At 38.6% G+C, this 14,069-nt stretch carries 10 protein-coding genes; all 10 read right to left on the reverse strand.

Annotation, left to right across the window (positions count from 1 at the left end; all coding sequences use genetic code 11):
* Positions 1–72 precede the first annotated feature (72 nt).
* The 10 genes from ACO052_RS00305 to ACO052_RS00350 all read right to left on the reverse strand — a co-directional run bounded on the left by ACO052_RS00305 (position 73) and on the right by ACO052_RS00350 (position 14,066).
* The gene (locus ACO052_RS00305) at positions 73–963 is read right to left on the reverse strand and encodes a glycosyl hydrolase family 17 protein (protein WP_422105997.1); all 891 of its coding nucleotides are present in this window, start codon (positions 961–963) and stop codon (positions 73–75) included.
* Positions 964–981: 18 nt separating this feature from the next.
* Entirely contained in the window at positions 982–1,899 is a 918-nt protein-coding gene (locus tag ACO052_RS00310; RefSeq protein WP_422105998.1) for a glycosyl hydrolase family 17 protein, read from the reverse strand.
* A gap of 4 nt (positions 1,900–1,903) precedes the next feature.
* Positions 1,904–3,334, reverse strand: coding sequence for an MFS transporter (locus tag ACO052_RS00315; protein WP_422106000.1), 1,431 nt, complete (start codon positions 3,332–3,334; stop codon positions 1,904–1,906).
* Between the two features lie 21 nt (positions 3,335–3,355).
* A complete protein-coding gene (locus ACO052_RS00320; protein WP_422106001.1) occupies positions 3,356–3,991 on the reverse strand; it encodes a hypothetical protein in 636 nt (211 codons plus the stop codon).
* Positions 3,992–4,033: 42 nt separating this feature from the next.
* Positions 4,034–5,464, reverse strand: a complete 1,431-nt coding sequence (locus ACO052_RS00325) for an MFS transporter (RefSeq protein ID WP_422106002.1) — start codon at positions 5,462–5,464, stop codon at positions 4,034–4,036.
* 16 nt (positions 5,465–5,480) lie between these two features.
* Positions 5,481–6,923 carry a glycoside hydrolase family 30 protein gene (locus tag ACO052_RS00330; protein WP_422106003.1) on the reverse strand — a complete coding sequence of 481 codons (1,443 nt, stop codon included), beginning with the start codon at positions 6,921–6,923 and terminating at the stop codon, positions 5,481–5,483.
* A 61-nt stretch (positions 6,924–6,984) separates the two neighbouring features.
* Positions 6,985–8,274: a glycosyl hydrolase family 17 gene (locus ACO052_RS00335; RefSeq protein ID WP_422106004.1), complete on the reverse strand. Its 1,290-nt coding sequence runs from the start codon at positions 8,272–8,274 to the stop codon at positions 6,985–6,987.
* A 43-nt stretch (positions 8,275–8,317) separates the two neighbouring features.
* Positions 8,318–9,607 (reverse strand): glycosyl hydrolase family 17 protein, encoded by a 1,290-nt coding sequence (locus ACO052_RS00340; protein WP_422106005.1) that lies wholly within the window; start codon positions 9,605–9,607, stop codon positions 8,318–8,320.
* A 13-nt stretch (positions 9,608–9,620) separates the two neighbouring features.
* Positions 9,621–13,067, reverse strand: a complete 3,447-nt coding sequence (locus tag ACO052_RS00345; RefSeq protein ID WP_422106006.1) for a hypothetical protein — start codon at positions 13,065–13,067, stop codon at positions 9,621–9,623.
* 99 nt (positions 13,068–13,166) lie between these two features.
* Positions 13,167–14,066: a glycoside hydrolase family 16 protein gene (locus ACO052_RS00350; RefSeq protein WP_422106007.1), complete on the reverse strand. Its 900-nt coding sequence runs from the start codon at positions 14,064–14,066 to the stop codon at positions 13,167–13,169.
* Positions 14,067–14,069: the final 3 nt, after the last annotated feature.

Genomic DNA, 14,069 nt, shown 5'->3' on the forward strand with positions numbered 1-14,069 from the left:
TCCGTAAAGGTATGGAATAACCGTGCTAACTGGAAATAGCACAGCTAGTCAGAATGTTAAAATATATATAACTTAGTACTTGAGTCTTTCATTTTTATCCCAAATGCCCCAAAAGGCACCTACATCGCCTTCACCACCAACTTTCCATGATTCGTCAAAGGCGGAAAAATAGAAGATGTCGATATCTTCTTCTTGCGCCCATTTTTGGGTATTAATAAAATACTTTATCGCATTGGCTTCCGAGGGGAAAGCTCCTTGTAGATTAGTACCTTCACTAGGCCAACCGGTCTCTGTAATGATGACTTTTTTACCGTTTCCGGCACGACGCGCTTTGTGATACATATCTTTCATATACAATAGCGAATAATCTAAATCGCAGCCTTCCCAAAAGGGATAACAATTGGCCAATATAATATCGCAGGCATCGGTTATTGAAGGACGCTCCTGAAACTCGTAATAGGCATCGACATAACCCACAGGTATGTCTAAATCTTTAATAGATGCTTTTACGTAGTGGATTTTATCTAAGAGTTCTTCTTCGCTAAGGTCTCCTCTATACATGACTTCATTACCTACGGCAGCAACATCGACCAATCCTTCATGGCATAGGCTAATTAAGTTTTCCAATTCCCGCTCATTAATATCTGGATCATCGCCTAACCAAGCACCTACCAGTGTTTTTATTCCCATTTCTCGGGCAATCTTAGGGATGTGCTCGTTTCCATCCGTACATGAAAATGAACGAATCCATTTCATATAGGGTTTCATTTTTTTTAATCTGCGACGTATTTGCGCTTCTGATAATTGATCACCAGGCTCTTGTCCTTCTTCGTAAGGGCTAGCACATAAGCCATGTACACCCGCCTTTAAGGATGTTCTAAATAGCTTCCTTAAGTCCTTGATGGACTTTCCTTGATAATCAATGGATGCTAATGCAAAAAACTTTTCTTTCCTTAAGGACATGACTGTTGCTATAAACTTTTAACTATATTTCAGATTTTCGTGCTTATCCCAAAGTCCCCAATAGGCACCAACTTCTCCTTCTGGCCCCACTTTCCAAGACTCGTCAAATGATGAAAAATAGAAGATCGGAATATCATTTTCCTTGGTCCAACGCATAGCGTCAATAAAGTATTTCATCGCTGCTTCCTCTCCCGCAATCGCTCCTCTTAGGCCTCCGCCCTGGCTTGGCCAACCTGTTTCGGTAATAATGATCGGTTTGCCCTGTGCCGCATCTACAACTTGACCATACATGGCCTGCATGTGACCTAAAGCATATTCTATGGGACAACCTTCCCAATACGGATATAAATTGGCCAAGACCACATCGGTGCTCTCCACCAATATGGGATGGCGCGAAAATTCATAATAGGCATCTACATACCCTACAGGAATGTTCATCCCTGACAGGGCTTCCTTAACGCGATTAATGTAATCGACCAGTTCCTCTAAGGTTAAATCGTTTCGGTATAACACTTCATTACCCACGGCAGCAACATCTACACAGCCTTCCTTGGCGAGTTGAATTAGACCTTCTATTTCTTGTTCATTATCATCTTTATCATCGCCGAGCCAAGCACCAACCAAGGTCTTTACACCATGCTTTTTGGACATTCGTGCTACATGTTCGTTGCCTTCGATACAAGAAAACGAACGAATCCATTTGGCATAAGGTTTCAATATACCTACACGGCGATCCACTTGTTGCTCTGTAATGGTATCCCCTGGTCTTTGACCATCTTCGTACATGCTAAAGCAAATGCCATGCATGCCTTCTTCCAAGGTCTTACGCCATAGCGCTTTTAATTCTTCTAAACTATATTTTGATAAGTCAATGCCTTGCGTTGCAATTTGACTATATGATCCCTTTTTAAAATAGTGTCCTTCTCTGTATGACATAACTTTAATTTATATAATTATTTTCGTTTTTTCTTTCTTTTAATTCTAAACGCACTTCATTGGCGCGTTCTTCAGAAACATCGTAGTTCCACATAATAGCAATTGCCGTTAAGGTTCCTAAAATTGGAAGGCCCGAATATATTAAGCGCAAACCTGTTATTGCTCCTTCTGGCTGAACATCGAGGTCATTATCGAACCCGACGGATTTCATAAGTAGAGCTGTTAATAAACCAGCAATAGCAAATCCAAACTTTACCATCCACCAATAAATTGCTCCATATATACCTTCGCGACGCTTTCCTGTTTCTAGTTCATCTAAGTCTATAACATCTGCCGTCATTGACATCATGAGCGTAAATAGACCTCCTATTCCAAAGGAGAAAAAAGGCAAGGCAAACAGAAACATATAGGGCTTCCCTGGAATGAATAAAAACCAGAATAGGATGTATCCAATCAGTGATATGGATTGGGATACTAAAAATGCTTTCTTTTTACCTATTTGTTTTGACAGCCAAGTAATGATTGGAATAACCATAAACGTGGTTAACAGTGCCCCAATACAACCGTGTAGTGTAGGCCAAATTCCCGCATCACCAGCGTTACCATCAAACATGTAATAGACAATTATAAAAAACGAGAACCCTGCAATAGTATTGAAAGAGTTAAATATTAAAAAGGTCGCTAAACATAACTTTTTGAATGGTTTAGACTTAAATGCTTCTTTAAAACTTTTAAAAATATGCTTTAAGCTACTACCCATTGATTTGATGGTTATATCTACATAACTATCTTCATTTAACGTTGATTTACTTTTTATGAAAATTGCAGGAACCATGGCGCATAGCATACAACCTACCCCGACCCAAACGGCGAGGTTCCTTGTAGCAACTTCTCCTGAAGCAAACCAATCTTGGTCATACATAATCACCCAAAACCACGGTGCAATTACCCACGCCCATTGCCCAATAAACTGTGCTACAGCCATGATATGGGTACGCTCGTGAAAATCGTCACTCATTTCATAACCCATAGCCACATAAGGCACGCTAAAAATGGTCAAACCCAAATAAAAAACAATGGACCAAAGTAGAAAATACCAAAAATTATAGTCTAAAGAATTGTCTTTATATAACTGCCACATTATTACAAATGAAACCCCCATAATTAGGGCACCTAGCAAGACATACCGTCTTCGTCTACCCCACTTTGATTTGGTATTATCTGATATAAATCCCATCAAAGGATCCGTAATGGCATCAAATGTTCGAGGTAAAAAATACAATATAGCCCACATGGTAAGTGAAAGTCCTAAGTCTTCGACCAAAACAACAAAGAATATGGCCATTGTAGCCGGAAACATCTGATTGGCAAACATGCCGACACCAAAGGCTACTTTTTGACTAAATGAGACTTTATTTCTTTTAACTCTATACATTATTTAACCAATAATAACGCATTAAAATACGCCTCTACAGTTTTTTCTTGTATAAATCTTGATCCTGTCTACTTCATTGGCACCAGGTGGAATTTCCTCTAATTTTAATCCAGGATAATCATCTGCTTCCTTCCACTTTTCTATTGTAGAACTAAAGAATGAAGATGCTGGAGCGTCTGCTTCATAAATAATTAAATCGTAGACTTCTCCTAAATCGCCTCCAAAACGTGTTACCACCTGCCATTCACCATCTCTTTTGTACGACGTATTGGTATGGTCTGATTGTGGATAATATCTATCATCAGTAGGCCTTATCATGACCCAAATATCCTTACTGTGTCCTTCTGGATAAACACCCATGGTAAGAATACGGCAATCCACAGAATCCTGATCTATCGGTGATACCACCTTTATATTTGTAACTGGTCCGTCAATCTTCAATTTATTTCCAATAGAGATTTGCTCCAATTGATTATTGACGTTAACCAATTGCGATGAATAACTACCATACATCATCATTAACACACCGACAACTCCAAAAAGCACAGCTATTTTAGTGTTAAGAAGTCTTTTACCCGAACCCCCTTTTCTACTACCAAAAACAGCAACTAGGGTTAGTATAAGTCCTATTATTATGATTATTATTTTTGCTGACATTTCTAATATTTTTAGTTTGAAATTAACTTAAACACGGGCTATTTATAAAACACCTCGTCGCTCTTCTAATTGCTTTTTGATTTCTTTAGCGCGTTCCTCAGAAAGGCTATATTTCCACATCACCCAAATAGCCAGACCTGCTGTAACTACTGGAAAAACAATATCGGCAATACGAAGATTTACCAAAGTTTCTTCGGATTGTGTTGCCAGACCACCATCAAAACCTATTGCCTGTAACACAATACCCCCGAATACTAAAGCCAAACCTTGACCTAGTTTTACAACCCACCAGTATAAAGCTCCGAAGGTTCCTTCTTTACGAGGCATACCATTTACCAATTCATCCAAATCACAAACATCCGCGGTCATACTCATCATCAATGTAAATAAACTACCTAGTCCAAATGAGATCAATGGGATTGGAATAAACATTAACCAAGGATTATCTGGTGTAAATGTCCACCATTTTAGGACATATCCAATAATTGAAAGTGCAGTTGATATAATAAATGCATTTTTCTTACCCCATTTATTGGCCATTGCAGACACAATTGGAATAACTACTATCGCTGATACTAATGCACTAATTGAACTAAACCAAGCTGGCCAGGTTCCAGTTGCGCCATAATCACCATTAAACAAGTAAAATACGATTATGAAAAAACTAAATGATGCCACAATTTGAAATCCGTTGAACACTAAAAATGTTGCACCGCATAATTTCATAAAGGGTTTATTTTTTATGGCTTCTCCAATACTCGCCACTAAATCTTTTAAGTTACTGAATATGGTCTTCAGTGTGAGTTTCTTTCTATCTTCCATGTTTCCGGCATCTATACCTCTACAAAATATGGCTGGTAGGATACCCAATAGCAAACAGCCTAATCCTACATATAAGGCCAATGTTCTAATACCAACAGCTTGACTTTCGAATAGGTTTTCATTTGGAATCATTGGCCAAAACCATGGTACAATAACCCAAGCCACTAAACCAACGGTTTGAGAGAACGCCATTAATCGTGTTCTTTCATTATAATCAGTGGTCATTTCAAATCCAAGTCCAACCAATGGTGTTGCAAACATGGTATTACCTATTAAAAAAACCAATGACATGATTAAAAAATACCAAAAATTGAAAGTAGCCGAGTTGTTCTCATCCATTTGCCAAAGCAAAACGAAAAATATGGCACTTAAAATGGCGCCAATAAAAATATAAGGTCGTCGCCGTCCATACTTTGAACTCGTATTATCCGAAATAAAACCCATCACTGGGTCGGTAATAGCATCAAAAATTCGTGGCAAGCCTCCTAAAATTCCAGCCTGAACAGGATCCATCCCAAAGACTGTTAATAAGAAAAACATAAATACTCCTAGTGCTCCTGGCAGTAAATTAAGAACCAAATGCCCAGCTCCAAATGCCGCTTTTTGGCCTAATGGCACTCTATCTTTCGCGGCTGTTTTCTGATTTGACATATGTATTGATTTTTAGTTAGTTCGGTATGATAATCGTTTGTATAGCTTGTCCGCTTATTCCAATTCGTTTACGTTCTTCATTAAGGCGCAGCGAAAAGTACTTAGCCTCTTGACCTTCATTAAAAATGACGACAGCAATTGAACCGTCCGTATTTTTGGCTGCCGCAACCATTAAGTCGTCATCGGTTTTTTCAACACCAATGACTTCGGCATCCGGACGGATAAACTTGCTAAAATGCGTCATGGTATAATATAAAGGGGTAAGGTATACTTCGTCCTTATCGGGATCTACAATTACCGGTGCAATGCACCAATTTTTAAACCAGTTGGGGCCGCCTTGGGTATCTAACACCATGTTCCAATCCACCCAGCCATCGACCCAGTTGTTCAAGCAGCCAATAATATCTCTTGCATATCTGTTGACTGGTGCATACTTCGGATGTAGGTGTTTGTCTTTTTCGGGCGCCCAATCCCAGCCCCAATCCGTAGCTTCTTTTTTCCAATACCAAGCATCATCTCTCCAAACTGGAACTTCTGCGTCTACACAAGCTTCGGACTGAATTAAATATTTATCAGGAGCCTTATGATGAGCATATTGCAATTCTTCTGGGAAGTAATGAAAGGTACTGGCATACCAATGAATAGCCGTCCCATCGAAGTATTTTGAGGTTGCTTCATTTTTATATTGCGAATCCACCCACTCTTTTAAATGTTCTCTATTTTGGTCATAGCCCAAAATCTTTATATCTCCCTTTCCATCGGCTTCTAACTTAGGTCCCAAGTAGTTTTGAACAAAGTGAGTCATCTCATCTGGTGTAAAATGCATGCTCTCCCAGTTATTGCCATTACCCAAGGGTTCATTTTCTACGGTAAACCCCCAAATATCTATGCCTTCTGCTTTATAAGCATCTACATATTTGGAAAAAAATAAGGCCCAAGTATCATAATATTCTGGAAGTAACTTTCCGCCTACATAGTTGTTATTATCTTTCATCCAAGGTGCTGCGGTCCAAGGGGAGCCAAATATCTTAAAGCCGTCCTCGGATGCCTCTAATGCATCTTTTATAAAGGGTATTAAATCAGCTTTATCCTCTTCAATAGAAAAATGTTCTAGTTCTTTATCACCTTCTACTGGCGTATAGGAATAATTGCTCAGCGAGAAATCGCAGGAGTTCATGTGTGTGCGGGTCAAAGAATATTGCGCCCCTGTTTCTCCAAAATAAGCTTCAATGATTTTTGCTCTGTTTTCTTTGCTTAACTTATTTAACAAATAGGCAGAGGATTCCGTAAAAGCACCACCAAATCCTGTAATGGTCTGGTATTTTTTTTCCGGATTTAAAGTAATTTCTGATATACTATCTAAAGCAGTAAACTCTGTAAGTTTTGTTAGTTGATTTCCACTTGCCGACGTCTCGTAGACCTCTGCAACTAATTGGTCTTGTTTTTCAGCGCAACTCATTAGCATTAGAATTAAAAAAAAGACAGAAAAATAATTAGTTGGTTTCATCCTTAGTTATAGATTAATTTGATTTATGCGCTAAAGCCTCTTCTTTCGTTGGTGGCACTAACACATCTTTCATCAACGCTTCTTTATCTCCATTATAGGTTTTGCCAATAGGGTTTCCATTTCTGGTCAATCCCTCAAAAACACCTTTATCAACCATATCCCATAAAGCATATTTGGCTTTACCTTCAACAGTAAACAATCCAAAATGGTTTTCTGAACCTTGCGGATTAGTCGCATCTTTCCAAGGTTCATCGAAGCCTTCAAAATAAAAACAAGCGATATTGTTCTTATTCGTATAGTCTCGTATCAACTCATGGAATCTCGCTTCTTTATACTCATCAGTGGCTTTTGAACCTTCAGGTCCGTAAAAACTGTTAGAGACGGTTGCCCAACCTGTTTCTCCAATATGAATTGGTTTGTCCGCGCTTATGTCCTTCATATAATTCAGGACACTTTGGTACTGTCCTTTAGAATATTCTAAGGAACGGTTCATTGCCGCTTCAATCTTTTCTATATCTGATAATCCTACCTCATCTTCGGGGATATACCAAAAATCGGGATTATAGTGAGTATCGTGCATAGGATAGGTATGCATGGAAATAAAATCAACGGCTTTAATAAGACTGTTTAAATCTTCAACATGATATTCGTCGCCACCACCGCCCCAAGATGCAAAATTATCGGAGCTTGTTATCCATAAATCCTTTGGCAACCCACCATTTGCCTTAAGATTTTGAAGATGGTTCACCCATTTTAAAATAACCCCTGGTTGCACGTAGTATAAGGCTTGCCATTTGACCATGGCTTCATTACCGACTGCTATTACTTTGACGATGTCGGGATATGTATTGGCTAAAGCAACTGCTTTTTCTATTTCTGCTGCGTTTTCTTCGCTTTCTTCATTATGATCTACTTGATCGGTAAATGCATTTTTGCAGTTAATCCATGCCCCAAGCATGACATACATCTCAAAATTGGGATCTTCTTTCTTTAATTCTGAAATGGCTTTTAAAACGTTAGACGCATGAGGTAAGTACACTTTATAGGTACGAATAATACCTACTCCCATTGCTGACAAAAGCTTCATATCCTCCTTGAGTTCCTCAATAGTGGGCTCAATATCATGATCAACATTTCTATAACCTCCGTAAGACATGGCTAAATATTCTGGATTGCCCAAAATATCTTTTGCGGTTACCTGGTTTACCTCTTGTTCTTGTTCTTTCAATTTTGGGGTATCTTTACAAGAGCACATGAACATTGAAATAAATGCTATCGTCCATATGTATTTACTTAATGTCATGACGTGTCTTTGTTTATTTAACTCTTTAAATTTTAAAAATTAACTAGCGTGCCATAATTTCTTCTTCGGATGGGGGCACAAGCACATCCTTTAATAGTAATGCTTTATCACCATTATAGGTTTTGGTAATGACATTTCCTCCACGCGTTAAGCCCTCAAAAATGCCCTGATCCACCAAGTCCCAAATAGGATATTTTGCTTTGCCATCGATTGTAAATAGTCCGAAGTGATTTTCCGACCCTTTGGCATTATGCGCATCCTTCCACTTCTCGTTAAAGGCCTCAAAATAAAAACAAGATATACCGGACCCGTTGGTCCAACGTCGCATTGACTTGTAGAATAAGCCTTGCTTATATTCGTCTGTGGCACGAGAACCTTTGCTACCATAGTGTCCGTTAGATACAGTGGCCCAACCTGTTTCACCGATGTGAATAGGTTTATTGACACCCAAGCTCTTCATATAATTGGTAACACTATCGTATTGTTGTTGTGAAAACTTTAAGGCACGTTCCATAGCCATCTCTATTTTAGTAGAATCCGGCATGCTTCGGTGCGCCGTAGGCACACCCCAAAATTGTGGATTATAATGCGAATTATGATAGGGATAGGTATGCATAGAAATAAAATCTACAGCCTTAATAAGCTCCTCTAAATCCTTGACATGATATTCGTCAGAACCGCCACCCCATGATGAGAAATCATCGGAACTGGTAATCCATAAATCTTTAGATAACTTCCCTTCCTTTTTTAGGTCTTGTAAATGGTTGACCCACTTTAAAATCACCTCTGGCTGCACAAAATACGACGTTGCCCATTTTACCATAGCTTCATTTCCTACGGCAATAATCTTAACAATATCTGGGTATTGATTAGCCAGCTTTACTGCTCTTTCTATTTCGCCAGCATTGTTGGGACTTTCGACATTATGATCTGGTGCTTTGTCTGTCCAAGCGTTTAAACAATCTATCCAAGCCCCAAGCATAACATACATTTCAAAACTCTCGTCTTCAGCTTTTAGTTCTTTAATCGCCTTTAGAATGTTGGATGCATGTGGTAGCTTAGGTTGTACATTATAGGTTCTGAGCAACTTTACTCCCATAGCCGATAAGATTTTTAAATCTTCTTTCAACTCTGGTATCGTTGGTTGACTGTCTCTTGATCGCTCTCGATAACCCCCATAGGATATGGCCAAATACTTTGGATTTCCTAATATCTCTTTTGCTGTCACTTCTTTCTTTATTTGGGTTGTAGACGTTTCGTCTTTTTTCTTTTCATTGCAAGACATCATGAATACTAGGGATAAAACAAAAATGATAACAACTCCTTTTTTCATGATTATAGACGTTTTATTTTAAGTATTCTTCTTTAACATGAACCGTAACCACTTCTATTTGTCCTGAACGACCAAAGACTTCTGCACTTGTTTCTTGATCTAAACCTAACTGATCGAAGGTGATGTCTGATCCGTTCTTGGTGGTCACGATAGTTTTATACGCATCGGCAATTGTATATACAATTGGTACTTGGCAATAGGTAAATACGAGTTGTCCTTCGTTTACGTTTAACACAGACGCCTCACCTGCTGCAGACACATAATCGAACCTTTGTGCTTCTTCCAAAAATTCATTTTTCCGAAGCATACATGGGTCAAATACAAGCAAGCCATTTTTTACAAAAACGCCTAACTCTCCAAAACGACTTAAGATATCCTCTTTGACTTGCCCAGTCATCCCTGGTTGCTGTGCACCTTTTCCTGCTGGTGTATGCGAATATGGATCTGTAGGGAAAGCACCATACAATTCTGGCGATTTGTGTACCCCTATACCTTCATTAATCTCATAATAATGTTCTAAAAGTCGACCAACCACTTCGTCACTCTCGTTGTCTTCAATAGCTTTATGGCAACATTCCATAACAGCTAACAGTAATTTAGACACCATATGCCAATAAATAGACCCTAATCCTTCGTAGCCATAAAAGGTTCCTGAGCGCCCTGTAAATGCCTTATGATTAAATAGGTCTTCGAAAATCTGCAATACTTTGGCTTCATCCGTTGCAGCTAGATCTTCGTAATTCGTTCCAGTTAACGCATCGAGTGCCTCTTTGAGGTCATTAGCATTTTTGAAACTGCCATTAAAATGGTATTCGCCGTTGATGTCCTTTTCTAAAATACGGACATTTCCATCGGCTACTAAGGTTTTTAATAGCTCAGAACTTTCTACGGCATTCGCTGGGATCGTATTTCTATCCATAAAACCCTTTAGATTTTTAAATGGATATAGTATATAACTGTATTGATCGTCTCTAAACAACTTGCTATGCTTAAGGCCGTCTAATACTGCCAAATTCTCTTGTGAAGACAGAAAACCAGAACTCAATACTGCCACTTGGCCTTCTAACATCTCATCTAGATAGGAAATAGAAACGTCCTCATTTGCATTAACGGTCATAATATTATACGCATGGTATATTTGATCCGAACGCTTATTGGCCTTTATAGAGTGTTCTAAGTAGTCCAAACCTATTTTGACAAATTCTTTTAAGTCACTAATCGCCAGACTAGATTTACGACCAGAGAAGGCATTATTATATATTTGCTCACGGTATTGGCTACCAGCTTCTCCTAAGCCATCCATGATTTCCTTACGATTGTTGTCACTGATTTTGCCTGACAATACGTACTGGTGCGTTTTGAACGTTTGAGCAACAGCATTGAAAAAGACGAGTAGTTCATTAGACACTTCAACAGTATCTGTACTTGCCTTAGAGAATACCGCATCAAAGAACTTTAAAAAGCGTCTCAGATAATATAAAGTCACCATGGACACCCCATTACCTACCAAGGCATTATTAGCATCATTCCATTCGGGACGCTGGGTGTTCATCCATATTCCCCCTTCGGGAATAAAATTGGATAATTTGGCTAGGGTTGTCGCCAATATTTTTTCAACAAAATTCACTTTGACAATAAGTCTGTTCTCATCCCTTAACAAAGCACCATCAGCACCTAGCTCTGATCGGTCTTGGCGAATCCTTCTGTCTGAATCTTCGTCAAACTCAATCGTATCTTTTGGATTTTTAAGTAAATCTTTATAAGGCTTTATTTTGTAAGGTACATTGGCATATACAAATAGATCCTGGTTAAAAAAGCTTTCTAACTTGCCTGGGTTATGGCCTTCTATAAATTCTAAAAATTTAAGAAGGTAGATAATTTGATGGTCACCCCAATACCCAATATAAGACCAAGGATCATCGGGTTCTATAATTTCCCAATCAAACCCATCTTTTGTAATTCTGTAGGGATTATAACCATCAAAAGTTGTAGCGTTCAAGAACTTATGAATCATACTTTCCATAAATTCTGGATACGAATGTGCTAAGGCTTCCCAATTCTGAAAAATATCTCTCCAGTTGCCTTCATAATCTAAAATCTTAGAGCCATCTATTTCACTTCTTGTATTTATAGAAAACTTATTCCAGGGTCTACTTGGATCGCCATGACGACGACTAAACTTCAATGGCATATACTCCAAGCATAAACGCCTGAAGTTTTTATCGTCAGATTGATAAGCCATATCTTTTAGAAAGCTTACCGAAAAGGTATCGGGCATAGCCTTAACAAGATCTTCTAACTTTCTTGATACTTTTTTATTGGCCTTGGACAGATAGTTTTCAAAATCCCATTTTTCGATGGTATAACCATTATCAAAAATACCACCCCTCATAATATTGAAAAGCGTGTTTGAAAAATGTCTTGTATCCCGAAAATTATCTGATGTTAGCTGTAATCCATCGGAAGACGCATTCAACTTAATGAGTTTTTTTGTACCCAATTCTATATTGTCTTGGAGCTTGTGTAATAGCTGATCGTCCTCATCTATTTGTTTTGAAATTTGGGCAATGGCCGAATGATCTTGATTTACATTGGCTATAATGACCCAGTCCTTAGCCGCTTTAGACGCCAACTCGAGTTGCGAATTAATGAAGTATGCCCCTTTCTCAGCCTTGACATCAGTTTCCTGATGGATCTTATCAAAATTTCTGAAGTGATTTAATTGAAGTGAAGACAATAAATAAGTCACATTGTCTAATCCTAAGGACCATGCAATATTTGCTTTGAGCGCTTCACTAGGCTCAGCCTTATCAACAATAATAGCACTAAGTGCAAAAATTCCGATACCGGTTTCTGCTACAAGTTCTGTGCGTTTATAGGCATCTACTAAATTACTACTGGCATTTTGCAAAGCACTACTAACCCCATAAGGCAATACGTTTTGAATACCATCCAAAACATTTATGGCAACCGGTAGAGTTGAATTATTAATGAGTTTTGATTTCTTAACAAAACCATAGGCATTACTCGAACACCATTCGTAACGATACACTAAATCTAGGTCTAGATTTTCTTCTTCAAAAATAACGGCATTCCCATAGACGCTTTTGTAAAGATTACGCCTTATGTTATAATCATCTTGAAAACGTATTGAAAATGGTTCCCAAATATGACGTTCCCCATTTTTACTAACCTGAAAAATAGATTTTGCACCCGTCATTTCTGATGACTCTGTTACTTTATCATCGGAATAGTATGGAAACAACGCGTACTCTGCATTTTTGCGGCCAGCCGTTAATCCTCCATTACTTGATATAAACATCCAATGATTGGAATCACTGACGATACTCATAAAAAATGGACGCATTTGGTCACTATTAGAAATCTTAAAATAAGCCTTGTTATCGATAGTTACAGGCTCCAGATTTACAGCTTTGTCTTTTGTAATTGTATCTTTCAATTTTCTTTTAAATTCGTGTGTTAGCAATTTTACGAACAGGGGTCAAAAAGGTCAAGAATGGTGTCTCTTGACCTTTATTCGGTTGTTATTTTTTAAATACTAGTCGGCAGCGTAAGCCCTTACATAATCCACGTACATGGTTTGAGGGAATACGGTATCTGCATTTGGTGAGCCAGGTAAATTACCCCCGACAGCAATATTAATGATAATGTAAAATGGACGATTAAAAACCCATTCTCCAGCGTTATCAAGCAAACTATCATCGATGGATTCTGCAGCTTCATCAGCAATGGTTTCTGGTGTAATCGACTGATATAATACATCATCGACGTAATAGTTAATTCGGTTAGGACTCCACTCTACCCCAAAGACATGAAATTCATCATCAAAACGTGCATCTGGGAGCCGATATTCTTTGGATACGGAATCACCACCATTATAGCCAGGTCCATGGACACTACCAAAGACTACGGTTGGATCATCACCGAGGTACTCCATGATGTCTATCTCACCACAATTAGGCCAAGGGTTTTCAGCACAGTCATTCCCTAGTAACCAAAATGCTGGCCATAGCCCTTTACCCCATGGTAATTTGATGCGTGCCTCGAAACGCCCATATTGTTGTTCGAATAAGCCTTGTGTTAAAATTCTAGCCGACGTATAACTAGACCCTTCAAAATCTTCTTGTATTGCGGTAATCTTTAACATACCATTTTCAACTACCACATTTTCCGGTCGGTCGGTATAATACTGTAATTCGTTGTTTCCCCAACCAGGGATACCTTGTGCAGTACCATCGCCAATTTCGTAACCCCAAACCGTAGGGTCAGGTGCACCATCCACATCGAACTCATCCTGCATAGTTATAGTATTAAAATTTGCCACGACTTGTGTATCGTCGGGATTACAACTTACAGCTACAACACCAATGGTTCCCATCCCTAATAAAGCACAGCACCACTGTAGTGTGCTTAATTTTATGTTTTTCTTAATGTTCATAGT

Source organism: Winogradskyella sp., from assembly GCF_965228925.1.
Classification (GTDB): Bacteria; Bacteroidota; Bacteroidia; order Flavobacteriales; family Flavobacteriaceae; genus Winogradskyella.

Excerpts from the sequence above, each read along its gene's own strand:
- ACO052_RS00305 (WP_422105997.1), bottom strand. The coding sequence starts at position 963 with ATGTCCTTAAGGAAAGAAAAGTTTTTTGCATTAGCATCCATTGATTAT.
- ACO052_RS00310 (WP_422105998.1), bottom strand. The coding sequence starts at position 1,899 with ATGTCATACAGAGAAGGACACTATTTTAAAAAGGGATCATATAGTCAA.
- ACO052_RS00315 (WP_422106000.1), bottom strand. The coding sequence starts at position 3,334 with ATGTATAGAGTTAAAAGAAATAAAGTCTCATTTAGTCAAAAAGTAGCC.
- ACO052_RS00320 (WP_422106001.1), bottom strand. The coding sequence starts at position 3,991 with ATGTCAGCAAAAATAATAATCATAATAATAGGACTTATACTAACCCTA.
- ACO052_RS00325 (WP_422106002.1), bottom strand. The coding sequence starts at position 5,464 with ATGTCAAATCAGAAAACAGCCGCGAAAGATAGAGTGCCATTAGGCCAA.
- ACO052_RS00330 (WP_422106003.1), bottom strand. The coding sequence starts at position 6,923 with ATGAGTTGCGCTGAAAAACAAGACCAATTAGTTGCAGAGGTCTACGAG.
- ACO052_RS00335 (WP_422106004.1), bottom strand. The coding sequence starts at position 8,274 with ATGACATTAAGTAAATACATATGGACGATAGCATTTATTTCAATGTTC.
- ACO052_RS00340 (WP_422106005.1), bottom strand. The coding sequence starts at position 9,607 with ATGAAAAAAGGAGTTGTTATCATTTTTGTTTTATCCCTAGTATTCATG.
- ACO052_RS00350 (WP_422106007.1), bottom strand. The coding sequence starts at position 14,066 with ATGAACATTAAGAAAAACATAAAATTAAGCACACTACAGTGGTGCTGT.